The sequence below is a fragment of the Comamonas sp. A7-5 genome, from assembly GCF_039581385.1.
Classification (GTDB): Bacteria; Pseudomonadota; Gammaproteobacteria; order Burkholderiales; family Burkholderiaceae_C; genus Comamonas; species Comamonas thiooxydans.
The window spans coordinates 16828-41463 of sequence record NZ_JBCPWO010000015.1 but is presented as its reverse complement, the minus strand read 5'-3'; the positions used below and the strand labels follow the sequence as shown (position 1 = coordinate 41463).

At 59.8% G+C, this 24636-nt stretch carries 18 protein-coding genes; all 18 read right to left on the bottom strand.

Translation table 11 applies throughout. The annotated features are described in order from the left end of the window. Positions 1-12: 12 nt before the first annotated feature. The 18 genes from AAIL67_RS20220 to AAIL67_RS20135 all read right to left on the bottom strand — a co-directional run bounded on the left by AAIL67_RS20220 (position 13) and on the right by AAIL67_RS20135 (position 24514). Positions 13-1170, bottom strand: a complete 1158-nt coding sequence (locus AAIL67_RS20220) for a BMP family ABC transporter substrate-binding protein (protein ID WP_003067156.1) — start codon at positions 1168-1170, stop codon at positions 13-15. A 195-nt stretch (positions 1171-1365) separates the two neighbouring features. Next, positions 1366-2511 (bottom strand): BMP family ABC transporter substrate-binding protein, encoded by a 1146-nt coding sequence (locus tag AAIL67_RS20215; protein WP_003067155.1) that lies wholly within the window; start codon positions 2509-2511, stop codon positions 1366-1368. A gap of 52 nt (positions 2512-2563) precedes the next feature. After that, positions 2564-3484, bottom strand: a complete 921-nt coding sequence (locus AAIL67_RS20210) for an ABC transporter permease (protein ID WP_003052482.1) — start codon at positions 3482-3484, stop codon at positions 2564-2566. Between the two features lie 3 nt (positions 3485-3487). Next, positions 3488-4582 (bottom strand): ABC transporter permease, encoded by a 1095-nt coding sequence (locus AAIL67_RS20205; protein ID WP_034409601.1) that lies wholly within the window; start codon positions 4580-4582, stop codon positions 3488-3490. Next, the gene (locus AAIL67_RS20200) at positions 4575-6134 is read right to left on the bottom strand and encodes an ABC transporter ATP-binding protein (protein ID WP_343484680.1); all 1560 of its coding nucleotides are present in this window, start codon (positions 6132-6134) and stop codon (positions 4575-4577) included. The genes AAIL67_RS20205 and AAIL67_RS20200 overlap by 8 nt, the downstream gene beginning before the upstream one ends. A gap of 76 nt (positions 6135-6210) precedes the next feature. After that, positions 6211-7143 (bottom strand): LysR family transcriptional regulator, encoded by a 933-nt coding sequence (locus tag AAIL67_RS20195; protein ID WP_003067150.1) that lies wholly within the window; start codon positions 7141-7143, stop codon positions 6211-6213. Positions 7144-7298: 155 nt separating this feature from the next. Continuing rightward, entirely contained in the window at positions 7299-9347 is a 2049-nt protein-coding gene (locus tag AAIL67_RS20190) for a diguanylate cyclase (RefSeq protein ID WP_343484679.1), read from the bottom strand. Between the two features lie 275 nt (positions 9348-9622). After that, positions 9623-10261: a Crp/Fnr family transcriptional regulator gene (locus AAIL67_RS20185; RefSeq protein ID WP_039049055.1), complete on the bottom strand. Its 639-nt coding sequence runs from the start codon at positions 10259-10261 to the stop codon at positions 9623-9625. 391 nt (positions 10262-10652) lie between these two features. Continuing rightward, positions 10653-13070 carry a TonB-dependent receptor gene (locus AAIL67_RS20180; protein WP_343484678.1) on the bottom strand — a complete coding sequence of 806 codons (2418 nt, stop codon included), beginning with the start codon at positions 13068-13070 and terminating at the stop codon, positions 10653-10655. Between the two features lie 266 nt (positions 13071-13336). Continuing rightward, positions 13337-14290 (bottom strand): FecR family protein, encoded by a 954-nt coding sequence (locus tag AAIL67_RS20175; RefSeq protein ID WP_034380531.1) that lies wholly within the window; start codon positions 14288-14290, stop codon positions 13337-13339. A 1-nt stretch (position 14291) separates the two neighbouring features. Then, entirely contained in the window at positions 14292-14771 is a 480-nt protein-coding gene (locus AAIL67_RS20170) for a sigma-70 family RNA polymerase sigma factor (RefSeq protein WP_343484677.1), read from the bottom strand. A gap of 290 nt (positions 14772-15061) precedes the next feature. Next, entirely contained in the window at positions 15062-17266 is a 2205-nt protein-coding gene (locus tag AAIL67_RS20165; RefSeq protein ID WP_343484676.1) for a TonB-dependent siderophore receptor, read from the bottom strand. 98 nt (positions 17267-17364) lie between these two features. Continuing rightward, on the bottom strand, positions 17365-18306 hold the full coding sequence (locus AAIL67_RS20160; protein ID WP_343484675.1) for a siderophore ABC transporter substrate-binding protein: 942 nt from the start codon (positions 18304-18306) through the stop codon (positions 17365-17367). Then, the gene (locus AAIL67_RS20155; protein ID WP_343484674.1) at positions 18303-19079 is read right to left on the bottom strand and encodes an ATP-binding cassette domain-containing protein; all 777 of its coding nucleotides are present in this window, start codon (positions 19077-19079) and stop codon (positions 18303-18305) included. The genes AAIL67_RS20160 and AAIL67_RS20155 overlap by 4 nt, the downstream gene beginning before the upstream one ends. Next, complete coding sequence (locus tag AAIL67_RS20150) at positions 19076-20032, bottom strand: iron chelate uptake ABC transporter family permease subunit (RefSeq protein ID WP_343484673.1); 957 nt, start codon at positions 20030-20032, stop codon at positions 19076-19078. Before AAIL67_RS20150 ends, AAIL67_RS20155 begins: the two co-directional genes overlap by 4 nt. After that, positions 20032-20973 (bottom strand): iron chelate uptake ABC transporter family permease subunit, encoded by a 942-nt coding sequence (locus AAIL67_RS20145; RefSeq protein ID WP_034353672.1) that lies wholly within the window; start codon positions 20971-20973, stop codon positions 20032-20034. The genes AAIL67_RS20150 and AAIL67_RS20145 overlap by 1 nt, the downstream gene beginning before the upstream one ends. Next, the gene (locus AAIL67_RS20140) at positions 20973-22742 is read right to left on the bottom strand and encodes an ABC transporter ATP-binding protein (RefSeq protein ID WP_343484672.1); all 1770 of its coding nucleotides are present in this window, start codon (positions 22740-22742) and stop codon (positions 20973-20975) included. The genes AAIL67_RS20145 and AAIL67_RS20140 overlap by 1 nt, the downstream gene beginning before the upstream one ends. Next, on the bottom strand, positions 22736-24514 hold the full coding sequence (locus tag AAIL67_RS20135) for an ABC transporter ATP-binding protein (RefSeq protein WP_034353678.1): 1779 nt from the start codon (positions 24512-24514) through the stop codon (positions 22736-22738). Before AAIL67_RS20135 ends, AAIL67_RS20140 begins: the two co-directional genes overlap by 7 nt. Positions 24515-24636 lie beyond the last annotated feature (122 nt).

Genomic DNA, 24636 nt, shown 5'->3' with positions numbered 1-24636 from the left:
GATCAGCAGTGCTTACTTGGCGTCGCCGCCGGGCACTTTGCCTTCCACGCCCTTGACGTAGAAATTGATGCCTTTGAGGAAACCGTCATCGGCAACCTTGTCGGCAGCGATCAGTTCCTTGCCGTCCTGGCCGGTGATAGGGCCCTTCCAGATGGTGAATGTACCTTCCTTCAGTCCCTTTTTCACGTCCTCAACCTTTGCCTTGAGGTCGGCTGGAATGTCGTCAGCCAGTGAAACGATGTCGATCACGCCTTCCTTGACGCCCCACCAGGTCTGGCGGCTGCTCCACTTTCCTTCCAGCGCGCTGCGCGTGGAGTCGATGTAGTAAGGCGCCCAGTTGATGATGGACGAGCCCAGATGAGCCTTGGGACCATAGGCCGTCATGTCCGAATCCCAGCCGAAGGCACGCTTGCCCTTTTCCTCGGCCGTCTTCAGCACCGCCGGCGAATCGGTGTTCTGGAACAGGATGTCGGCGCCGCCGTTGATCAGGCTGGTCGCAGCTTCGGTCTCCTTGGGAGGGCTGAACCATTCGTTGACCCAGACCACCTTGGTCTTGATCTTGGGATTCACGGACTGGGCGCCCAGGGTGAAGCTGTTGATATTGCGGATCACTTCGGGAATAGGCACCGAGCCCACCACGCCCAGGGTGTTGGACTTGGTCATGCCACCGGCAATGATGCCGGCCAGATAGGCACCTTCGTAAGTGCGGCTGTCATAGGTGCTGACATTGGCGGCGGTCTTGTAGCCGGTGGCGTGTTCCCACTTCACGTCGGCGAATTCGGGGGCCAGCTTCTGGATCACGTCCATATAGCCGAAGGTGGTGCCGAACACCAGCTTGTTGCCCTGCGAGGCCATGTCGCGCAGCACGCGCTCGGCATCGGCACCTTCGGGCACGCTCTCCACATAGCTGGTCTTGATCTTGTCACCGAACTCTTTTTCCAGGGCTTTGCGGGCCTGGTCATGGGCAAAGGACCAACCACCGTCGCCCACCGGGCCGACATAAGCAAAAGCAATCTTCAGAGGTTCGGGAGCAGCGGCCGCAGGAGCGGCAGCGGGGGCTGCTGCCGGCGCAGCTGCTTCTTCCTTCTTGCCGCAGCCCACGAGAGCGGCCGAGGCAATAGCCGTCAGTGCGGCGACCTTGATCAATGAACGCTTGTGCAAATCAGTCATTAAAGTTTCCTTGGAACAAAGAGTGAGGTTTGAAACCGACAGGAGCGCAAGCCCATGGATACCGGTTACACCTTGGGCAATATATGCATAAACTGCGCCAAATTGCAGATAGGTATCCTGAAAACGACAGCGCAAAAAGAAAGGCCCCCTAGGGGCCTTTGATCGGACGCAGCTCAGGCGCCCCGCAAACAGTGCTTATTTGGCACCGGGCACCTTGCCCTCGATACCGTTCACATAGAAGTTGATGCTGCGCAGCCAGGCGTCATCGGCAACCTTGCCGGCTTCCAGCAGTTCCTTGCCGGTGTTGTCCTTGATGGGACCGGTCCAGACGGCGAAGGAGCCGTCCTTCAGGCCGGCGCGAGCCTTCTCAACCTTGTCCTTGATTTCCTGGGGCACGTCGTCAGCGATCTTCTTCAGGTCGATGGCGCCTTCCTTCACACCCCACCAGAAGTTGCCGGTCTGCCACTTGCCTGCCAGCGTGTCTTCCACCACCTTGCTGTAGTAAGGAGTCCAGTCGATCACGGCCGAGCCCAGGTGGGCCTTGGGCGCGAAGCCGCTCATGTCGCCGTCCTTGCCGAAGGCACGGGCACCGCGCTCCTCGGCCGTCTTCAGCACGGCTGGAGAATTGGTGTTCTGGTACATCACATCCACGCCGCCGTTGATCAGGCTGTTGGCGGCTTCGGATTCCTTGGGAGGAGCGAACCACTCGTTCACCCAGACCACCTTGGCCTTGATGGAGGGGTCGATGCTCTGGGCGCCCAGCACAAAGCTGTTGATGTTGCGCACCACTTCGGGGATTGGCACCGAAGCCACCACGCCCACGGTCTTGGTCTTGGTCATGGCACCCGCCACGATGCCAGCCAGATAAGCACCTTCAAAGGTCTTGGTGTCGTACACGGCTGCGTTGTCGGCCGTCTTGTAGCCGGTGGCGTGCTCGAACTTCACATCCTTGACGTCGGCGGCGACTTTCTGCACAAAGTCCTGATAGCCGAAGCTGGTGGCGAAGACCAGCTTGTTGCCCTGACCGATCATGTCGCGCATCACGCGCTCGGCGTCGGCAGACTCTGGCACGCTCTCGACCATGGAGGTCTCGATCTTGTCGCCGAACTTCTCCTGGATGGCCTTGCGGCCCAGCTCGTGCTGGTAGGTCCAGCCGCCGTCGCCGATGGGGCTCACATACATGAAGCCGATCTTGAGCTTGTCGGCAGCAGGAGCAGCCGCAGGTGCGGCGGCAGGAGCCGCTGGTGCTTCTTCCTTCTTGCCGCAAGCGGTCAGCACAGCCATGGAAACAGCCGTCAGGCCGATCATCTTGATCAGAGCGCGTTTGCCCAGAGTTGTCATCGAAGTTGTCCTCTCGTTATTTTTGAAAAGCGGATTGCACCACATTTGGGCATCACGCTCCAGGGTAGAAGGGTTTTCCCAGGGAGGCCGGCATATTGGCTCGAATCCAGGTCGGATTACGCGAGATCAGTACCAGCACCACGATGGTGGCCAGATATGGCAGCATGGACAGAATCTGGCTGGGCACCTGGACCCCCGTGGCCTGCAGATGGAACTGCAACATGGTCACGCCGCCAAACAGATAGGCGCCCAGCAGGACGCGGGCCGGTCGCCAGGTCGCGAAAGTCGTCAGCGCCAGAGCGATCCAGCCTCGGCCCGACACCATGTTCTCCACCCACAGCGGCGTGTAGACCACCGAGATGAAGGCGCCCGCCAGACCGCACATGGCACCGCCAAACATCACGGCCATCAGACGGATGCGGCGCACGGGGTAGCCCAGAGCATGGGCTGACGAGGGCGACTCGCCAACCGAACGCAACACCAGGCCCGCACGCGTGCGGTACAGAAACCAGACCATCAAGGCGGCCAGCACGATGGCGCCGTAGACCAGCGGATGCAACGTGAACAAGGCCGGGCCCACGACCGGCAGATCTGCCAGGCCCGGGATGGAGTACTTGGGCAGCTCGGGCAGCTTGGCCTGCACATAGCCCAGGCCCACAAAAGCCGAGAAGCCCGCGCCGAACAGTGACAACGCAAGACCGGTTGCGTACTGGTTGGTGTTGAACCAGATCACCAGTCCTCCGAAGATGGCGGCCAGCAAGGCCCCTGCCAACATGCCCGCGCCAAAGCCCATCCAGGTATTGCCGGTGTGCACGGTAGCGGCAAAACCTGCAATGGCTGCGCAGAGCATCATGCCTTCGGCGCCGAGATTGACTATGCCCGATTTTTCATTGATCAGCAGGCCCAGGGCCGCCAGCGCCAGAACAGTGCCGGCGCTGAGGGTGGAGCCCAGCAGCAGTGCATAGGATTCCATGGATCAGGCTCCCTTCACTGCAGAAATGGCGCTGCCGGCTTTTTTTGCCACCCAGCGGATGCGATAGGCCACCAGCGTGTCGCAGGCCAGCAGCGCGAACAGCAGCAGTCCCTGGAAGACGCCGGTCAGCGCCTTGGGCAGGCCCAGACGCGACTGCGCCAGCTCGCCACCGATATAAAACATGCTCATGAGAATGGCCGAGAAAATCATGCCCACAGGATGCAGGCGCCCCACAAAGGCCACGATGATGGCCGCAAAGCCGTAGCCGGCGGGCACATAGGGAGTGAGCTGACCCAGAGGGCCAGCGACTTCCAACGCCCCCGCCAGACCGGCTGTGGCACCGGAAATCAGCAGCGCCGTCCACAGCGCCTTGCGCGATGAAAAGCCGGCATAGCGTGCCGCCGACGGCGCCAGACCGCCGACTTGCAAGGCAAAACCCGCACGCGTGCGAAACAGAAATGCCCACAGCAGACCGGCTCCCACCAACGAGATGATGACGCCGATATTCATGCGCATGCCCTGCACCAGCCGAGGAATCTGCGTGACGCGCTCAAAGCTCTTGGTCTGCGGGAAGTTGTATCCCATGGGGTCCTTCCAGGGACCATAGACCAGATAGCCCAGCACCAGCGTGCCCACATAGACCAGCATCAGGCTGACCAGAATTTCGTTGGCGTTGAAGCGGTCGCGCAGCAAGGCCACGATGCCCGCCCAGAGCATGCCGCCCAGCATGCCGGCGATCAGGATGGCAGGCACGATCCAGGGACCGGTGGTCTTGTCGGCCAGCAAGGCAATGCCGCCCGCAGCCACCGCCCCTATGACGAACTGGCCTTCGGCACCGATATTCCAGACATTGGAGCGAAAGCACACGGCCAGCCCCAGCGCAATCAGCAGCAAAGGCGTGGCCTTCACGGCCAGCTCGCCCAGGGCATAGCCGGATTTGATGGGTTCCCAGAAAAAGGCCTGCAAGCCCTTGACCGGATCCTTGCCCAGCAGGGCAAACAGGCAGACCCCTACCAGCACTGTGATCAGCAACGCCAGAATCGGCGAGCCATAGGTCCAGAACTTCGATGCCTGGGGGCGTTGTTCCAGCTTAAGCACGGGCACCTCCCTGCACGACTGCCGCATCCCACAGGCCGCTCATCCATTCACCGATCTGCTGCACCGTGGCAGCCGCTCTATCCACCGAAGGACTCAGGCGGCCCTTTGCCACCACATGCAGGCGGTCACAAATCTCAAACAACTCGTCCAACTCCTCACTGACCACCAGCACGGCGCAACCCTGGTCGCGCAGCTTGAGAATCTCGCCCCGAATCTGCGCAGCAGCTCCCACATCCACCCCCCAGGTGGGCTGAGAGATGATGAGCAGACGTGGTTTGGCATCAATTTCACGACCCACGATGAACTTCTGCAGATTGCCGCCCGACAGCGACTGCGCGGCCGAATTCGGGCCGCCAGCCTTGACGTTGAAGCGACCGATGATGTCCCGCGCCTGCGCCTGCAGCGCCGCCATGCGAATCCAGCCGCCCTTGCCAACTGCGGTCTTGCGCGTCAGCAACAGGTTGTGGGCCAGGCCCATGCTGGGCACGGCACCGCGCCCCAGCCTCTCTTCAGGCACGAAATGCAGGCCCATGCCACGGCGCCTGCCCGGGCCCATGCGTCCCACGCCCTTGCCCAGCAACTGCACGGCCTCTGCCTCGGAGCGTGTGTCCTCTCCGGACAGCGCATACATCAGCTCCTTCTGGCCGTTGCCGGAAACGCCTGCAATACCGACGACTTCGCCCGCACGCACCTGCAGCGCAATGCTCTGCAGATCGACACCGAAAGGGTCCTGGCTTTTGAGCGACAGGCCCTGTACACGCAGCACGGTGTCGCCGGTATTCGCCGTGCGGTGCTCCAGCTCCGGCGGCTCCGAGCCGATCATCATGCGCGACAGAGAAGCATTGGTCTCGTTGGCCGGGTTGCACTCCCCCGTCACCACACCGCCGCGCAGCACCGTACAGGCCGTGCACAGCGAGCGGATTTCATGCAGCTTGTGGCTGATATAGAGGATGGAGCAACCTTCCGCGGCCAGGCGGCGCAGCACCACAAACAGCATCTCCACGGCCTGGGGCGTGAGCACCGAGGTGGGCTCGTCCAGAATCAGCACGCGGGGATTGGTCAGCAGGGCGCGGATGATTTCCACACGCTGCATTTCGCCGACGGAAAGCGTGTGTACGGGACGATGCGGGTCCACCTCCAGCCCGTAATCGCGGGCCGTGGCCTGAATGTTCTCGATCACCTTGGCCAGTGCAATGCTCTTGTCCAGGCCCAGCCAGACGTTCTCGGCCACGGTCAGCGTGTCGAACAGGCTGAAATGCTGGAACACCATGGCAATGCCCAGTGCCCGGGCTTCCTGCGGATTGCGGATCTGCACCGGCTTGCCGTCGACCAGGATGGCTCCCTCGTCAGGCTTGACCGCACCGTAGATGATCTTCATCAGCGTGGACTTGCCAGCGCCGTTTTCGCCCAGGATGGCGTGGATCTCGCCGGGCTTAACTTTCAGCGATACCTTGCTGTTTGCAACCACAGCCGGGTACCGCTTGGTAATACCCTCCAGCTGCAAACGCGCAGGCGCACTCGCAGATGGGGAATGTGTCGGGGGGGGATTCATCGCTGGATTGTCTCTCAATTCAAATAACAAATTGACTCAAACAGGCTCTATGCGCTGAACAGGAATACGATACAAGCTATTGATTTCGCAGCGTTAGTGCAACGTTGCGAACCACCTCTCGCAGCCAGCGTGTGGCGGCTCCGGCATGCGAACGCGCATGCCAGAGCTGGTAATAGACCAGCGGAGGGAATTCCACGGGGCAAGGCAGTATGGCCAGGGACAGACGTTCGCTGAAACGCTCGCAGAACAATCTGCCCGAGGTCATGACAAGCAAGCTTGATGCCACCATGTCGGGAATCAGACTGAAATGCGCGCAGCGTGCCACCACCTGGCGGCTCAAGCCCATGCCTGCCAATTGTTCGTCTATCACGCCCAGGGCACCCGGATAGGCCGGGGTTGGCGCAATATGCTCGGCCTGCAGCCATTGCTGTACATCCCAGCCCCTGCGCACTGCCGGATGCTTGGGACTGACCAGACAGACCACCTCGTCCTCGAACAGCTTGGCCATGTGCAGGCCTTCCGGTGGCTGCGGCCAGTTTCCGATGACGACGTCGATCTCGCCATCGGCCAGTTGCCCCTCGTAATGCGCTTCGGCGCTCAGCGGCAGAAAATCCACCGGGCAATGCGGAGCCTGCGCCTTCATGGCCGACATCAGCCGCGGCAGGAACTGGGGGTCCAGATAGTCGCTGGCCGCAATGCGGAAGGTACGAGTCGAGGTGCGCGGGTCAAACTGCCGCGCATCGCTGAACAGCCCCTCGGCCGCACGCAGAATGTCTGCCGAGGGTTGCACCATGCGCAGCCCCACATCGGTAGGCTGCATCTGTGCCCCGGAGCGCACCAGCAAAGGGTCGCCAGCGAGCTCGCGCAGACGCCGCAGTGCTGCAGACACCGCCGGCTGGTGCATGCCCAGTCGCAGCGCTGCCCTGGAAACGCTGCGCTCCGTCAGCACCGTGTGCAGCACCCTGATCAGGTGCAAATCTATCTTGTCGAACAAGGTCTGGTCACGCATAGGTCACGGCCATCCGGGCGCTTTGGCACGGCCAGCCTCATCCATTTTGTATACAAAGCAGCCGCAGAGCGTAACTCAGTCAGCCCCTTTGAGCAGCCAAGGGATTGCCCTCTAGGCTGTCATATCTGCCTTGAATTCAGCATGCGCAATCCGGCTCAGACCGCAGCAGTCATCACTTCCACACGATTGCGCCCTTTGCGCTTGGCGGCGTAGCAGGCCATATCGGCCCCCTTGAAGGCGCTGGCCGCCGTGTGGTAGCTGGCATCCAGCAGCAACATGCCGATGCTGGCACTCAGCATATAGCGCTGCCCCTGGTAGGAGCCCTCCCAGTCCTGGATGGCCATGCACAGCAGCTGCGCATGGCGCATTCCCTCTTCCCGGCTGATTCCGGCCATGAGAATGGCAAATTCATCGCCCCCCACCCTGGCCACCCAGCCATGAGGGCGTACCGTTGATTCGATCAACCGGGCGATATGGCCCAGCACCTCGTCACCCACTTCACGCCCGCCCTGGCGATTGACCTGGGAGAAGTGGTCCAGGTCCACATACAGCACAATGCCATGCGCCTTGGGCTCGCTCTGCGAACGGGCGATCACATTCGCGCCGCCCAGGCTCTCCAGATAGTCTGGAGTCGTATATTCGCGCAGCCATTCCTTGAGCCGCAGAGCAAACGCCGTTCGGTTGGGCAGACGGGTCAAGGGATCGTGCATGGCTTTCCAGCTCGATTGCTCGCGCAACTGCCGCTGCGTGGTCACATCCTCCAGCTCCCAGACCAGATATTGACCATCCAGCGCCTTGCCCGACTGCTCCCAGGCCCTGTGCATGCGCTGCATGCTCTGACCGTGAATTCGCACCCATATCGGCCTTGAATCCTTGCGTACCAAGCAGACTTCGCTATCAAATTGTCCGTAAGTATCCAGAGCCCGCCGGACCCGCCCCATCAGATCCTCATAGTCGGCATCGCTGGCACACAGATCACGCACAGCCAGGCCCTGCATTTCCTGAGGCTGATAGCCCAATACCCTGGCGGCCTGCATGCCCACACGCTGCACCTTGGAGCCATGCGTCACGATCAAACCTACGGGGGCATAGTCCATCAAGGTCTGCAACTGCATTTGCAAATCACGCTCCAGCTCGCCATGCGCCTCATATCCACCGCCCAGGGCCTGCAGGGCAGTGCGCAGGGTCTGGGCCTCTCCCCAGTCATGATCGGACAGGCCATGCCACCAGTTGTCCCCCCGGCTGCCCAAGTCCACTTCCAACATCAGCCCGCGTCGAGAAGCCTGCTCTGCCGAGCGGAACAAGGCCGTCAGCGGATAGGCGATCAGGCAAAGCACCACACCCAGCAGTCCGGCCAATGCCAGCAAGGCCGTGGCCAGCCAGCCCATCATCTTGACCGAGACTCCCGGCACCCATTCCTGAACGTTGCTGACCTTCAGCAGAGTCCATTGCGCCCAAGGCAGCGGCATGGCGCTCCAGAGCTGGTTATTTCTCTGTTCACTGACCGCACCGGTCTGTGCCGTCTTGAGCCAGGCTTGATCCAGCCCGCGAGGTAGCGCAGCATCTCCCAAGGCAGGGGGCAATTGCCACTGCCCTTTGCTGCTGAGAGCCAGCGGACGCAGATCACGGTCGATCAGCAGCAACTGGCTACCCGCTTCGGCAGAGGCAGCCTCCAGCGAAAACAACACCGACAAAGGCGTCCGGTAGCTGCCGCCAAGAACGCCTTGCAACTTGCCTTGCAGATCACGCACCGGCACGACATTCTGAAACTCCAGCTGCAGGCCCGCATCACCGGCACGCACCCAGGCTTGGGTGATCGGCTTGCCCTCAGCCAACGAACGCTTGAGCACTTCACGCAGCGGCTCTTCAAGCTGTTCTGCGGCCAGCGCCTGCTCCTGATGCAGATTGACCAGCAACTGCCCTTTTCCATCAGCCAGTTGAAGTTGCTCATACTGCTGTGCCATGGATGTGGGCTGCTTGAGCATGGCCTGCAGTGACTCCGGAGAATCATGCATATGGCCCGCTAGCACAGAGGACAGACTATGCAGGGGCTTTTGCTGCTGCTCGACTCTGAAGGCCAGCGAACGAGCCGCGTATTCCAACGCCTTGGTCTGCGCCGGCAGTGCTCCGTCCATGACCGCCCGGCGCAGTGAATAAGCCACCCAGCCCGCAGCGCCAGCTCCAGCCAGCAGCACTGCAATCATGGCAACAAGCACCATGCTGCGCAGCATGGGGCCTGGGCCTCTGCGTATCCGCCCAGACTGTGGCGCGGCAGCAACCTCCTCTGGCTGCGACGGCGCAACCCATGGCGGCTCTGCTTGCAGGGAGAAGACAGCATCTGACATGGGCCTCAATATAGAGAGCCGATGTCTGCAACCCAACGAGAGGAAACCCCGGAGATTGTCGACAAATGCTACGCCGCAAGCTCCTGCTCAGAGCAGAAGCCAAGCGCTGCATGGCCTGCAACCCGGCCCGGTATTTACCCCAGCGCCAGCACCTCCAGTGCGCCGGGCTTGGGCAATTCAATGACATTGCCTCGCCCGGCAATCAGCCCATGCTCTCGCAACTGCCGGAGCACACGCGAGAATGTTTCCGGCGCAATACCCAGTTGCGCTGCAATCAGGCGTTTGCGTGCCTTGAGGGTGACATGCAAGGCATTGCCATTTCCTCCCGGGCTCGCATGGTTCAGCAGCCACTGGGCGCAGCGAGCTTCGGCGTCCTGAGCCAGGCGGCTGACCGCCAGCTCGGTCTGCGAGCAATAGGCTCTGGCCAGATCTTTGAGCAAGTGCTGCACGGCGGGTGCAAGCTCCGCCACCGAACTTAGAAAGCGCGCCAGAGGAATGATGTAGATGCGCCCAGCCGTCTGCGCCTGCATATCGAGGCAGGAAGGACGCTCTTGCAGTGCAAAAGCGGCATCCAGCCAGGTCGGCCCTTCCACCTGCCCCAGTTGATGGCGCATGGCCGAATCCTGCCCGACCCCGAGCATCACGCTGCCGCTTTCCAGATACAGCACCGAATCGAGGGGTTGGCGACGTTGCCTGAGCCAAGAGCCTGGAGCAAAGCTCTCAGGCTGCCCAAACGTGGAAGCGATTTGCGACATGGAGGGCATGGTGAACATATGCGCCACACTGTGCCGGGCTTTGCCCCGGCTCATATTGAGCCAAGTCAACAAGCCGGGCCGAGCAGCAAAAAGGGCCTTAGTCGAAACTGCGACCCTTTGGACCTGACAAGTCGATATTCCAGATCGACAACTTCGTAAACACAACTCAGCCCCGGAAACAGACTCGTCCAGGCGCCTCATATCACTGCATCTTTTTGCCCGTCGACCATGGATTGCCGATGGCTGTCATTCCTTACCGGACACAGGAAGCCAGCTAAGGCAGCAGACTCTCAGGGAACACTGACAAAAAACGGCAAGCAGTCGCCGAAGTGCCCCAACGTCAAGGCAGTTCAAGCAGATCAGGCGCGCAAATCACCGCCAACCTTCGACCGGCTTGTATGACGCGCACCTACCAAGTGTGTGCATAGCTGACTCGCAACACAGTGCCCGCTGCAGGGAGGCGGCTGGTGTTGTTGTTATTGCGAAGCAGCTGGCTGTATAGCGGGAAGTAGTTGCGGTTGAGCAGGTTTTCCACACCGAGCGATACGCGGTTCTTGGAATCGATTTTCCATTGGCTGATCAAGTCCACTGTGGTGTAGCCTTTGGTGTCATGGCGCCCAAAGCTGGTCTTGCCATCCAGGCGGTAATCCTTGGAGGCATATGCGCTTGCCTGGATACGGTGGCTCCAGCTGGCATTGGGACGGTATTCCACATAGGCAGTCAGTTTGAGGGGCGGAATACGATAGCCCGTCATGCCCTGATAAAGGCTTGAGCCCTGCGGGAGTTCACGACCCTTCATCCAGGTAATGCTCCCACCGCTGCTCCAGCGGTCATCGTCGCTGAAGTAGTCGAGGCCACCTTCAATCCCCCGGATTTTTTCTTTGGTTCGCAGCAGCGTGAGTCCGTTGTTGAAGCTCTGCACGGCACCGAGGTCGGAGCTCGAATGAAAGGCTCCCAGGTTGGCAATGACGTTGGAAAACTTCCCGCGCCAACCGACTTCTACGGTATCTGTTTTGACGGCCTGCAGGTTGGAGTTGCCGATGTTGAAGCCCGCTGTGGCATTGCGTACCACGACCCCGATATCCGGCAGCTCAAAGCCCTGGCTGTAGGACGCATAGAACTCGTGTCCCTTGATAGGTGCAAAAACCGTGCCCAGGTTGTAAGACCATGAGCCATATTTAACGGTACCGCCAGCCACGGACTGGGGACTGGGCAGTTTCGATTGCGACAAAGGGGTGAAGTCGTTGAAGCTGGCCTGAGCTCGGTCGTAGCGCGCTCCGCCTTCCACAGACCACTGATCGTTGAATTTGTGTTGCAACTGGGCAAAGGCGCCAATGCTTCGGGTCGTGACCTGAGGCATATAGATCAAGCGGCCAATCTTGTTGAACACCAGACCTCCACTGGCGTCATAGGCCTTGGGATCAAAGATATCGATCGGCATGTCGGTGCGCTCGTGATTGAAGTCCGCCCCCCAGATCAGCAAGGTGTTCTTCTCTTGTCCGAGAGGTGTTTTGATGGTCAGGCGACCACCGAACACATCGGAGTTCTGCATGGACTGATCGACGTTGGCGCCTCGCACAGGAACGGCTCGTGCATCGAAGGGCGCAAAGCGCGTATAAAAATCCCGGTAATAGAGTTGAGCCGCCACGGCGCTGCCTGCGAGATCGCGGTTCTCATAGTCAAGACCCAGCATGGTGTTCTTGATCTGGTTTTGATCTGCAAGTACCAAGCCCTTGATAGGCCTGGCGGCTGCCGTACCTGCGGGCAAGCGGGCCACTGACGGATCGGATGCATAGTCAGTGTCCTGGCTGGCGTTGTAGTGGCTCGCGGAGAATTGAAACCGTTGATTTGCGTCCAGCTTGAAGCCGATCTTGGCCGACACGTTGTAGATATTGGAGTCGAACAAGTCTCCCTGGCTGGGCTCTGGTGCAATGCGGCGCCCCTTGGCGTCGAATGAGCCTCCGACATGCTTTGCGCCCAGGCTGACGGAATAGTCGACCACATCGCCGCCGCCAGAAAGATAGTGCTGGACTTCGGCTCCAAGCCCGGCGCCTCTGAGCTTGGACAGCGGTGCAGATCCCGTCACGATGGTCTCTGCTTTGGTCTCACCCGAGGGGCGTTTGGTACGCACAGAGATGATGCCGCCTGCTGCGCCGCTGCCGTAGATGGCACTGCTGCCGCGAAGCACCTCGATCTGTTCGATGTCTGCAGGATTGATGTTGGCGAGGTTTCTGGATGAGTCGCGATTGGTGTTCAGCGGAACCCCGTCCACAAGGATCAGCATGTTCCGGCCACGCAGAGTCTGCCCATAGTCGGTGATTGTGTGGCTGGAATCGGCCATCCCTGGGACGACTTTGCTGAGCATGGTTGCCAGACTGTCGGAGCCTTGCCGAAGTTGCTGAACTTCTTCAGCTTCGAGAATACTGACCTGCCTAGACGGCGCAACGAGATTATTCTGGGTACGTGCCGTCACCGTCACGGCGGCAAGCTCCGGAGAGCCTTGGCCGCTGACGGGCACGGAAGCACTGCTCTTTTGCTCGATGGATGCCTTGGTGGTCCCCGGGACTTCCAGTGCATAGTTGCCTTCACTTAGACGACGTGCACTCAGCCCCGAACTTTCCAGCAAATGTGCAAAACCGCTATCGACGGTGTGGAAACCAGACAGGCCAGGAGTACGCTTGTCCTTGAGCTTGCTCAGATCCATGCTGAGATTGATACCTGCCTGAGCTGCAAAGTCCATCAGCGCGGGGCCAATTGGGCCAGCGGCCACCTGATAGGACTTCTGCGCAGGACTGGTAACCGGATCTGCAGCAAAAGCCTCTGGCATGTGCAAACCGATAGCGGCTGCGCCGACAATGGCAACAAAAATTCCTCTGACTGCCGTTGCGACCGGGCGCAGTCGCATCGCATTGGCGTTCCTGTTGGGTTTTCGGACGTAATTTTCGGGCATCTGCTCAATCCTCTTGGCTGTCAATAAACGGGTCTTGATGCACTTGACAGGCGAGATTGAAAAACAGGACAGCGATTTAAAAGAGTCATCGCTGCAACCTGAATTTCCGAGGGCAGCATGCGAGAACCTGATCCTGAGAAACGTCAGGAACGCGTGATGCTTATCCAGTAACGGGTGCGTTGCTGCCTATGGATTGGCAGGGTCCGAGCCAGCAGCTCGAGAATACGATCTGTGTCGCGCAAATGGAATGTGCCGGACACAAGCAGCTCAGCAGCACTTGGATCGCAGCGCAGGATTCCTTCGCGATAGCGCTGCAACTCCTCCAGGAAGTCAGCCAAGCGCATATTCTCGGCATACAGCACACCCCGAGTCCAGGCATCGGCGTGGGATGGCAGCGAGGTGAAGGCCCCCGCCTTGTGAGCATCGAAGTTCACTTGCTCGCCAGCCTGCACGACAAGCGATTGCCTGGAATGCGCAGGCATTACCTGCACCGCGCCTTGCAGCACCGACAGCGTCGTGCTTCGTGCATGCTTTCGAACGATGAATTTGGTGCCCAGTGCCTGCAGCCGCCCATCGGCAGTCTGGACAACAAAGGGCAAGGTCTTGTATTCGCTCAGGTGTGCGGTTTCCACCAGAATCTCACCAGCAAGATGCTGGATCAGACGTTCTTTGCCATCGAACTGAACGCTTATTGCGGAAGCCGTATTCAACAGCACCTGACTGTTGTCAGCCAATGTCAGTTCGCGTCTTTCGCCTGTTGCTGTTCTGAAGTCTGCATTCCAGATGTGCCATGGCAGATAGCGGTAGGAGAACCAGCCAAGCATTGGAGTTGCCAGAGCGAGTGCCGATGCACGCAGAATCTGCCGGCGATTTCCCGCAGCACGTGGACGATCCAGAACGGCCATGCCGACTGCCGAGGGAACACCATCCATTCGGAACTTCAGTTGCTCTATGCGTTGCCAGACTTCCTCGTGGGTTGCACTGAGGCTGCGCCATCGAGCAAGCTCGGCCTGCTCTGCCTCGCTGAAATCCGATGCATGCCGACGAGCCAGCCATTGAGCGGCCTCATCGAGAATGCTTGCATCGATTGCACTCATTTCAGGCGTCCAGCATCACGCGCAGGCATTGCCGGAAGCCCTGCGTCATATAGCGGGTGACCGTACGCACGCTTACTTGCATCTGCGTGGCGATCTCCTCATAAGCAAGCCCTTCGAGCTGCGAAAGCAGGAATGCGGTGCGAACTTTCGTTGGAAGCTCTCCCAGCAATGCATCCAGCTCCTCCAGGGTCTCCAGCAAGATGGCTCGGGCCTCTGCGGAGAGCGCGGTGGCTTCAGGCAATAGCTGCAAGGAGGCAAGATATGCCTGTTCGAGCGAGCGGCGTTCCAGGTGATTGATCATCAATCGCCTGGCAACGGTTGTCAGATAAGCCCTGGGCTCTCTGATGTCTTCGATTGCTTGCGTTCTGGCAGTTGTCCAAATGCGCGTGAATGTGTCCTGCGCAATGTCTGCCGCATCACAACGATTACCAAGCTTGCGCTGCAGCCAGGAGATCAGCCAGCGGTTGTGCAGTGTGTACATGCTGCCAAGTGCTTCACTGGCGATGCTGTTGGCGTGGGTAGGCACCGAAGTCTCTCGTGCATTGGAAATGCAACGATTTTACATAAATGATACCCATTCTCACCTATGCAAAAGCCCCACAGCCCTCCACCAAGCCAGACCCGGTCCGGCCAAGAGTCATAGCAGCCGCGCAGATGCATCAAATGCGCGGCCGTCGTCAAAGGATCTCGGATCCATATCTGCTCGGAATTAGCAAGAGCATCGTCGACCTGGAGGCCAGAGACCGAACTGCAAACTTCAGCACACCCGCGTCAGAAGTCAACCGTTGCCGACAGTGCAAGCGTACGCGGCGCCCCCAGTGCCAAGCTGGACAGCAGTGGCATGCCCCAATAGGCCTTGTTGGTAACGTTCAGCACCGTCGCACGAAACGTGACTGGGTTGCCGGCGACCTTGGTTGCATAGCGTGCACCGAGGTCGTAGGTCACACGCCCTGCCGCCCAAAGGCTGTTGTCCGCACTGATGTATTGCCTGGACACCGCCGTGGCATTACCCGTAACAGTCAGCCCGGCAATGGCAGGAACATCCCATTCAGCCCCCAGTTTTCCTTGCAGCTTGGGTACACCCGTGGCGACTTTGCCCTGATTGACGCCGCCTGCGGTCTGCGTCAGCTTGGGCGTGGTGTAAGCGATCCCGCCCATCAGGCGTACGCCACGCAGCGGCGATCCCCAGAAGCCCCATTCAATGCCGCGATTGCGCTGCTCGCCGCCGAACGAGAAGATATTGGTGACCGGGTCCGTATAGCTGCTGGGGCGTGTGATCTCGAACAGACTGAGCGTGTGCGCGAATTCCCCAAGATCAAGTTTGACACCCACTTCTTTCTGCTTGGTCTTGTAAGGCGCAAATACTTCGCCCGCATTCGCCGCGGTCATTGGTGCGGTTGCGCCCTGGCTCAGGCCTTCAATGTAATTGGCATAGGCCGAAACATGTTCTGTCGCCCTGAACAGCAATGCTGCAGCAGGCGATGTGGCGCTTTGGTCATATCGCGAAGTGCGCGCCCCCGTGGTGATACTGAAGGCGTCGCTGACCACTTGCTGGCGGCGCACACCCAGGGTGAGTTGCACACGATCTTCGGCAAATGACATGGTGTCCGCCAGGCCATAGCTGCTCAGGCGCACCTCGGTGTGCGAGATGTGCGGCGCAACAAAGGGGGCTTCCGGTCCCCAGACCGGGTTGTAGAGGTTGGTAGTCCAGTCGGCACCCGGCACGCTGCGGCGACCATAGTCGTCCTGCTTGTGAGCATAGTGCGTTGCATTGAGCGCCCATTGATGCTTGATGGCTCCGGTTTGGAGCCTTCCCTTGAGACCCATTTCTGCCGAACGCTTTTTCTGCTCGAAGGCCAGTTGTCCCATGGCGGTCTTGAAATCGCCCGCAGCGTTGAGCACCTGAGCCGACATCGCACCGTTGTATTCATAGTCGGTTTTGCTGACGCCGAAGGCCGCGTAGGCCATTACCTGATCGCTCACATCGAATTCACCGCGCACCATCGCAGCCTTGTCCTGGTTGTGCACATGCGACCAGTTGGGGTTCAGCAAGGTCTCAGGCTTGGGCGGCCTGGGAATGGCCACGCCCGGAGCCAGACTGATGCCGCGTGTCACGCCGTTCACGCGGTCATCGCTGGTGTAGAAGTCGGCGAAGATCCGGGCTCGGTCGCCGCGCCAGTCAAGGCCCAGTGATGCAAGCCTGGATTTCTTGTCCTGCTGGTTTACCGCCCCTTCACCTCCACGGTAAACACCATTGAAGCGGATGCCGAACTGCTTGTCTGCGCCAAATCTGCGCCCCAGATCAATATGGCCGCCAAACTGCGAATCCGACATATAGGTGGTAGTCAGCCGCGTGATGGGATCGCTGGCAGCGCGTTTGGGAACCAGGTTGACGGATCCCCCTACTGATCCTCCAGGGGGCATGCCATTGAGCAATGCGGACGGTCCTTTGAGGACTTCGATGCGCTCGAACATCTCCGGCGTGGTGCGGTAGTAAGGAGCCATGCCGTAGAGACCGCCCAGCGTCATGTCCGAGCTGCTCGAAGAGAAACCGCGAATCGAGTAGTTCTCGCTCCATGACGCGGCAACCCCATTGCTGAACACCGTGGGATCGGTGGCAGAGATCACATCGGTAATGGTCTGTGCCTGACGATCCTGCGTGAACTTTTCCGTATAGCTGATGGTGTTGAAGGGCGTCTCCATGAAGTCCTTGTCTCCCAACAGGCCGACACGACCGCCGGAATTGACCTGCCCCCCCGCATAGGGAGCGGTGACGGGAGCGACTTTTTCTTGCACGGTGACCTGTGGCAGAGTGGCCTCGACCTCGCTGGTTTGCACTTGGGCGTGCGCCGCTCCCGCCAGCTGACTGCCCATGGCAAGTCCCAGCAGCACATAGGGGCACATCACGCTACGCCGGCGCGCAAATGGAGGAGTCTTCAGAGAATTTTGTGAAATGAGACCTGGGCTCTTGGGCATACCCGATTCCTGTCGATACATGCATGACGTTTTTGCACCGCATGCTTAATAGAACTGCTGGCTGGGTATGGACCTGGCTATGACAAATAAAGAAGCAATCAGCGCGAATAGCCCTTGAGCACATCGCTAAACAACAGCTTCAGTGAGCTTGGGCTGGCACCTGTGGTGTACCAGGCATCTGCATCGACAAACACCACGTGCCCGTTCTTCCAGGCCTTGGTCTGGCGCAGCAAGGGATTAGCAATGCCATCGGCATTGATGACGGGGCGGCGCTCCATCACCGCAGTGCGATCCACCACATAAAGGATCTCCGGATCCGCCTGCTGGATGAATTCGCTGGAGATGGGTTGCCCATGCAGACTGGCTTCCAGCGCAGAGCTTGCGGGCTTCACGCCCAGCGCGCTGAACACAAAGCCGTAACGCGATTGCAGGCCGAAGGAGCTGAAAGCTCCGTTGTTGTGCAACACGATCATGGCCCGCTCCGGCCGACCTTGCGTGATGCGCCGCACCTGTTGAACCTGTGCATCCAGCTCTGCAGCCTTGGCGCTGGCAAGCCCTTCCTTGTTGAATATGCGGCCCAGGGTCAGCAGATGGTTCTTGACGACTTCGATATGTCCCTTCTCGCTGTTCTTGAAGTCCACCTCGTAGTACAAGGCGGGGGCAATTTCAGCCAGCTCCTCGTATTTGCCGGCCTGCAGCGATGTCATCAGGATGAGATCCGGCCGCAGTGCGTGCACACGCTCCAGATTGGGCTGAACGATGGCGCCGAGGTCCTGCACCTTGGCGTCGCCCTTGTACTTGGCGAGGAAATGGGGAACGTAGTCCTTCACCATGCCCGCAACGGGCACGCCAAGCTGATCGAGGAAGTCCACCTCGTTCATCTCCAGCGCCGCCACACGCTGCGGCAGACGCTTGATAAGCGTGGTGCCCAGTTTGTGACGGATGGAAATAGGCTCATAGGCGTGGGCCATGCCTGGCGCGGAGGACAAAGCCGCCATGCCGGCAACAGAGAGCAGGATTTGCCTGCGCAACGAATTCATGAGTGATCTTCCCTGGATGTGAAGTAATTGCAGAAACAGCCACGCTGATTGCGCGTGATCTCGAAATCCAGCTCGTACAGATCGGCCATGCGCGTCTCGGTCACCACGTCCTGAGCCGGGCCGTGAAAGCGCAGGGATCCGTTCTTGAGCGCGACTATGTGGTCCGAGTAATTGACCGCAAAGTTGATGTCGTGAATCACCAAAATCACGGTGCGGCCCTGCTCGTCGCAGAGGCGACGCAGTGCGCGCATGATCTGTACGGCATGCCTCATGTCGAGGTTGTTGAGTGGCTCGTCGAGCAGCAGCACATCTGTCTGCTGCGCAATCGTCATTGCGAGAAATGCCATCTGCCGCTGGCCGCCGCTGATCTCATCGATGAAAGCGTGACGCAGCGACTCCAAAGACAGAAAGGCGATTGCCTCATCCATGGCTCGGCGATCCTGAACAGTCAGCGCGCCACGGCTATGCGGGAAACGTCCAAAAGCGACCAGCTCTTCCACCGTCAGGCGCATATTGAAGCCGGGGGCCTGACGCAGCGTGGCAACATGTCGTGCGTATTCGGCAACGGGAATTCGGCTGACGTCACGTGCCTGCCAATGAATCGCACCGCTGCGGGGCTCCAGCAAGCGCGCCATCAGCATGAGCAGCGTGGACTTGCCCGCACCATTGGGGCCGATCAGCGATGTGACGCGCTGAGCAGGAAACTCCACGCTCACGTCTGACAACACCGTCCTGCCGCCATATTGCTTGGAAAGATGGTTGACACCCATCATGCTGCACCCCGTTTGCGCACAATCAGTGCCAGGAAATACACACCGCACACCAGATTCACCAGGATGCTGACGGTGGTCTTGTAGTTGAAAACATGCTCAACCAGCAGTTGAGCGGCAAGAAAAATGGCAATGGCAACCGCACACCCCAGCGGCAGCATGACGCGGTGGCGTGCATGCGGAACCAGGGCGTAGACGATGTTGGCCACAAAGATGCCCATGAAGGCTGTGGGTCCCACAAGGCTGGTGGACAGCGCCACCAAAATGGCGATCAGCGCCAGGTAGAGCTGCAAATACCGGCCATGCGGCACGCCCAGAGAAATGGCCTGCTCACGCCCCAGAGCCAGCACATCCAGCACCGCCAGCGTCTTGCGGACCACGGCACAGGCGACCGCTACCGCAATGGCTGCATAGAGCAAAGTCTGCGGCTTGGCACGATTGAAGGATGTGTAGCTCACGCCCTGAAACACTGCAAACTCGCCGGGGCTGATGCGCAGTTGCACAAACTGGGTGAACGTGCCGATCACCATGGTCAGCACCAGACCGAGCAGCAGCAGCACATAGACATCATTGCGGCCGCGGCGCAACAGCCACCATTGAAGTGCCCATGAATAGGTCAGCATCAACAGCACGGAGACGAGGAAATTCCCGTGTACGCCAAGCATGCTCAAGCCATGTGTACCCAGCAGCAACAGCAGCATGGCCTGCCACAGCAGATACACGGCCTCGTAACCCATGATGGAAGGCGTCAGAATGCGGTTGTTCACCAGCGCCTGAAACACTATGGCCGACACTGCCACGCAGATGCCGCCGATGACAATCGACGCAAGGCGTACAAGGCGCTTGGGGATCACATAATCCGTATCCAGTCCGGAGCCCAGCAGCACAAAAGCAAGCGCCAGGAGTGCAATCGACAGCGCTGCGAACCAGCAGGTCTTGGTCAACGACATGCGCATCAGCGAAGTCCCCGCACAATCAGCACCAGGAACATCACACCGCCCACCGCACCGGCAGTAAGGCCGATAGGCACCTCGAACGGGTACATCACCAGGCGGCCTGCAATGTCGCAGGCCAGCAGCAGTGATGCACCACCCAAAGCCACCAGTGGCAATGTGCGTCGCAAGTTCTCACCACAGCGCATGGCAACCAGCTGGGGCACGACAAGGCCCACAAAAGGAATCGCCCCCACGGCAATCACCGTGGCAGAAATCGTCAATGCCACCAGCACCAAACCGATGATGGCCGTGGCTGCATAACCCAGGCCCAGACTCGTGGCGATGTCTTCGCCCATGCCCAGCACAGTGAAGCGGTGCGCATACAGATAGGCCAGCATCACTACCGGAAAAATAATGTAGAGAATCTCGTAATGGCCTTGCACCACGCGGGAAAAGTCACCCAGCAACCAGCCCTGCATGCTTTGCAGAATGTTGTGGCTGTATGCATAGAACTCGGCAATCGAGGTGAGCACGCTGCCGTACATCAGACCGACGACGGGCACCAGCACCAGATTGCGAAACTGGATGCGTCGGATCACGGCAATGAACAGCAGACTTGCCATCAGGCAGAACACCAGCGCAAACAGCATCCGGCTCAGGGTTCCCGCAGCAGGCATCACGGTCAGCGCTACCAAAATACCGAGCTTGGCCGCATCCAGCCCCCCTGTGGTGCCCGGCTCCACAAACTTGTTGCGCACGATGTGCTGCAGGATCACGCCGCACACCGACAGACCCGCCCCCGTAAGCACCAGCGCCGCCAAACGCGGCAAGCGGCTTGCAGTCAGGGTGAGCCAGGCATCGCCGGAGAATGAAAGCACGTCCGACCACACCATCTGCCGCGCCCCCAGCAGCACGGACACCACGCACAGCACAGCAAACACCAGCAACCAACGCTTGCGCATCACACGGAATCCCCAGACATTTGCACTGCGTCCATGCGCCAGCCTTTGGCAGCGCGGCTCTGCGCAAGCAACTGGGCATAGCGACCCTGCCTTGCCTTTAACTGCGCCGGTGATCCGCTCTCTACCACGCCGCCGCCTTCCAGCACCACAATCTGATCGGCCATGGCAATGGTGGAGAGCTGGTGCGCGATCACGATGAGCGTGCGCTGCCCCTTCAGCCGTGCAAGTGTTTGAGCGATGATGGACTGGTTCTCTGCGTCCAGCGCAGCAGTGGCTTCATCCACCAGCAGGATGGGGGACTCCTTGATCAAGGCCCGGGCAATCGCTATGCGCTGGCGTTCGCCTCCGGAAAGACGTGCGCCGTTTTCGCCCACCATCGTCAGCACCCCGTCTGGCAATCGCGCAATGACTTCATCAAGCCCGGCCTGATGCGCAGCTTGCAGAACTTGCGCATCGCTGGCGTCCGATTTGCCAATGCGGATGTTGTCGGCAATGCTGCCGCAAAGCAGGTAACTGTCCTGAAAGATCTGGCTGATTTGCCCGGCCAGTTGCGCATCGCCAATGTCACGGACATCCACGCCTGCGATCAAGACCTTCCCCTGCGTGGCATCGAAGAAACGGGCGATCAGTCGCGTCACCGTGGACTTGCCGGAACCAGATGCACCTATCAGCGCCGTCATGCTGCGCGGCGGCACATGTAGGCTCACACCGTGCAGCACTTCATCAGCAGACCCGGGATATTGAAACCGCACATCACGCAACTCCACGCAAGAATCGCCAACAAGTGTTGCCTGCTTCGGTTGCGGCAGCGGCTGCACGGCAAATAGCTCCTGTACTGCTTGCAACTGCGAGCCTGCACTCCTAAGCACTTCCGCGTAGCCGGCGATTTCCTGCAAGGGCTCGATAAAACGCACCACAAGCAATAACGCAACCGTCAAGGCAATGATTTGCGCTGTGGACAAAGAGCCACCGGACGCTGCGTTCAAACCGGATATCGCGACCACCAGCAGCACGGCAAAGATCAGCTGCACGGTCCATACACAGAATACGGAGGACAGCGATGACAACACCACCAGCCGCAGTCCGGATTGACGTTGCTCGGTAATGGCCTGCTCCAGAAAGCGTGTGCTGCGGCCATCGCCGCTGAACGCGCGCAGCACGGATTGGGCCTGGGCAAACTCCACCACACGCTGACTGGCTTGGGCAAAGTCGCGCTGAAAAGCTGCATTGGCGCGCGCCGACATCGACGAGGTCAATGCGAACGATCCTGCAAGCAATGGAAGCGCAATCAGCGCAGTGAGCCCCAGGACCGGACTCACAACCAGAAGTGCCACCAACACGATCACGGCCGTGGCCGCACCACTGATGAGTGGAGTGAAAACATGCGCTGGCAATTGCGCGATGCCCATCATCCCCTGCGTCACCACATGGCCGATGCGCGCGGTATTTTTCGGCGTATACCAGCCGATGGGCAGACTCGCCATATGAAGGCCCAGGCGATGTCGTCCGCCTTGCAGAACCGCCACGCCGACACGGATGCCCGCCTGCTCCACGACACGTCTGGCAATCCATGACAGCAGCACACCCAGCAGCAGCACGCATAGCCAGCCCATGGCTGCACGCCAGTCACCTTGCAACCAATGCGTCAGCAACGGTTGCAGCACTGCCATCGTCAGACCGCACAGCACACCGTAGGCAACAGCCATCCATGTGTAGCGGTGCAGCAGGCGTGCATCATCACCCAGCAACTTCAAAAAGGTCTTCAGCATGGCAGCTCACTCTTTGGCATCGGGCTGGCATAAGCACCAAGCTGCCACAGCCGCGCATAGAGACCGTCTTCAGCCATCAGTTGCGCATGTCTGCCTTGCTCGGCAATCTCTCCATCGCGCAGCACCAGAATGCGATCCGCATGCACGATGGTGTCGAGCCGGTGTGCAATCACCAGCAAGGTGCGCCCACGTGCAAAGCGAGAAAGTGCGTCCTGAATGAAGGCTTCGCTTTCCACATCTGCAGATGCGGTAGCTTCATCCAGCACGAGAATGGGCGGATTCAGCAGCACTGCCCGGGCAATGCTCAGGCGCTGGCGCTCCCCACCGGAGAGCTGCGCATCCTCGCCAACCACGGAGTCGTAGCCACGCGGCAACGCCAGAATGCGATCGTGGATGTGGGCTGCGCGGGCTGCTGCCTCGATTTCCTCCATAGTGGCCGATGGACGGGCCAGCGCAATGTTCTCGCGCACACTGGCGTGAATCAGCTGCACTTCCTGCAGCACAAAGCCAATGCGTTGATACAGGGTTGTGCTGGTGATCTGCCGTAAATCGACTCCACCCAGAGTGATGCGCCCCTGTGCGGGATCGAAAAACCGCAACAGCAAACGTGCCAGCGTGGATTTTCCTGAACCCGAAGGGCCGACCACGGCCGTGACGGTGCCGGGATGCATGTCGAAGCTGATGCCGGACAGCACCTGATGCTCTGCCGCATACGCATAACCCACCTGCTCGAAACGCACGGCATTGCCTTCAGGATGCGATGGCTGCCCCGGCGCCGGTTGCGGCAGCACCGGAGTGTCCAGCAATGCCAGCACGCGCTGGGCCGCACCGGTTGCACCCTGCAGGTCATGCAGCAAGGTATGCAAAAGCAAAAGCGGCGCACAAATACCGGGCGCGACGAGTGCGAACGGCAATACATCAAGAGGCTGCATCCAGCCCATGGCCACAAACGCAGCGCCAGAAGCCAGCACCACACCGAGCACGGTCACAGGCGCAATCAATGCATGCGCACGAGCCATGGAGATCACCAGCGGGCGAGTGAAATCCGTAAAGGCACTGGCAAATCCATCCACGGCATCTCTGTAACCTGCGTGGACCAGGCTCGCTCCGCCAAAGGCCTTGATGACCGGAATCCCGCCCGCGAACTCCACCGTAGCGCTGTTGATCCGCCCCAGTCGTGCAACGAACTCCTGCATGTGCGCATTGCTGGCTTTCATTGCGCGCTTGAGAAAAACGAAGAATCCGGGAAATGGCAGCAGCGCAAAGATCGCCATGCGCCAATCCAGCACAAACAGATAAATCACTGCAATCACGATCGCCCCGGCCGCACGCCCCACGGCGGTATAGAAATGCGCAGTCAGACTGTGCAGCGTCGCGATATCGTCCTGCAGCGCCTGCTTGACCTCCCCTGAGGCGCGGGCAGTAAACCAGCCCAAAGGCACTTGCGACAGCCGCTTGATTACAGCAAGGCGCAGATCGTAAGTGAGGCGGTTGTCTGCCAGGTGCGCGATCAGCTCGGCGACGATCACCAAACCCATGCCTACGAACATGCACAGCACTCCGACAGCGATGCTGACCCATATGCCCCCCAAGTCATCGAGCAAGGCTTGCTTGACGATATGCGCGATGACCGCCAGTGGCACCAGCGTGAACATGGTGCCAACCGCAGCGCTCAGGCCAGCAAGCATCAAGCGCCCGCGAACAGGCGCGAATATCCGGGCGATCGGCTGCGCGGGTCTGGCAGCAACTGCAAGCGATTCAGAGGTAGACATTCGATATGGAAGAAGGCCATCTCTCACAAAGATGCGAACGAGAAGCTTTACGAGAATTAGTTGCATGATGATAAACTAATTCAAAACGATTCAAGCAATAGGTCTACGACGAGTGATGTGAA

Coding starts and splice junctions, on each gene's coding strand:
- AAIL67_RS20220 (WP_003067156.1), bottom strand. CDS start 1,170: ATGACTGATTTGCACAAGCGTTCATTGATCAAGGTCGCCGCACTGACG.
- AAIL67_RS20215 (WP_003067155.1), bottom strand. CDS start 2,511: ATGACAACTCTGGGCAAACGCGCTCTGATCAAGATGATCGGCCTGACG.
- AAIL67_RS20210 (WP_003052482.1), bottom strand. CDS start 3,484: ATGGAATCCTATGCACTGCTGCTGGGCTCCACCCTCAGCGCCGGCACT.
- AAIL67_RS20200 (WP_343484680.1), bottom strand. CDS start 6,134: ATGAATCCCCCCCCGACACATTCCCCATCTGCGAGTGCGCCTGCGCGT.
- AAIL67_RS20195 (WP_003067150.1), bottom strand. CDS start 7,143: ATGCGTGACCAGACCTTGTTCGACAAGATAGATTTGCACCTGATCAGG.
- AAIL67_RS20190 (WP_343484679.1), bottom strand. CDS start 9,347: ATGATTGCAGTGCTGCTGGCTGGAGCTGGCGCTGCGGGCTGGGTGGCT.
- AAIL67_RS20185 (WP_039049055.1), bottom strand. CDS start 10,261: ATGTTCACCATGCCCTCCATGTCGCAAATCGCTTCCACGTTTGGGCAG.
- AAIL67_RS20180 (WP_343484678.1), bottom strand. CDS start 13,070: ATGCCAGAGGCTTTTGCTGCAGATCCGGTTACCAGTCCTGCGCAGAAG.
- AAIL67_RS20175 (WP_034380531.1), bottom strand. CDS start 14,290: ATGAGTGCAATCGATGCAAGCATTCTCGATGAGGCCGCTCAATGGCTG.
- AAIL67_RS20170 (WP_343484677.1), bottom strand. CDS start 14,771: ATGTACACACTGCACAACCGCTGGCTGATCTCCTGGCTGCAGCGCAAG.
- AAIL67_RS20165 (WP_343484676.1), bottom strand. CDS start 17,266: ATGCCCAAGAGCCCAGGTCTCATTTCACAAAATTCTCTGAAGACTCCT.
- AAIL67_RS20160 (WP_343484675.1), bottom strand. CDS start 18,306: ATGAATTCGTTGCGCAGGCAAATCCTGCTCTCTGTTGCCGGCATGGCG.
- AAIL67_RS20155 (WP_343484674.1), bottom strand. CDS start 19,079: ATGATGGGTGTCAACCATCTTTCCAAGCAATATGGCGGCAGGACGGTG.
- AAIL67_RS20150 (WP_343484673.1), bottom strand. CDS start 20,032: ATGCGCATGTCGTTGACCAAGACCTGCTGGTTCGCAGCGCTGTCGATT.
- AAIL67_RS20145 (WP_034353672.1), bottom strand. CDS start 20,973: ATGCGCAAGCGTTGGTTGCTGGTGTTTGCTGTGCTGTGCGTGGTGTCC.
- AAIL67_RS20140 (WP_343484672.1), bottom strand. CDS start 22,742: ATGCTGAAGACCTTTTTGAAGTTGCTGGGTGATGATGCACGCCTGCTG.
- AAIL67_RS20135 (WP_034353678.1), bottom strand. CDS start 24,514: ATGTCTACCTCTGAATCGCTTGCAGTTGCTGCCAGACCCGCGCAGCCG.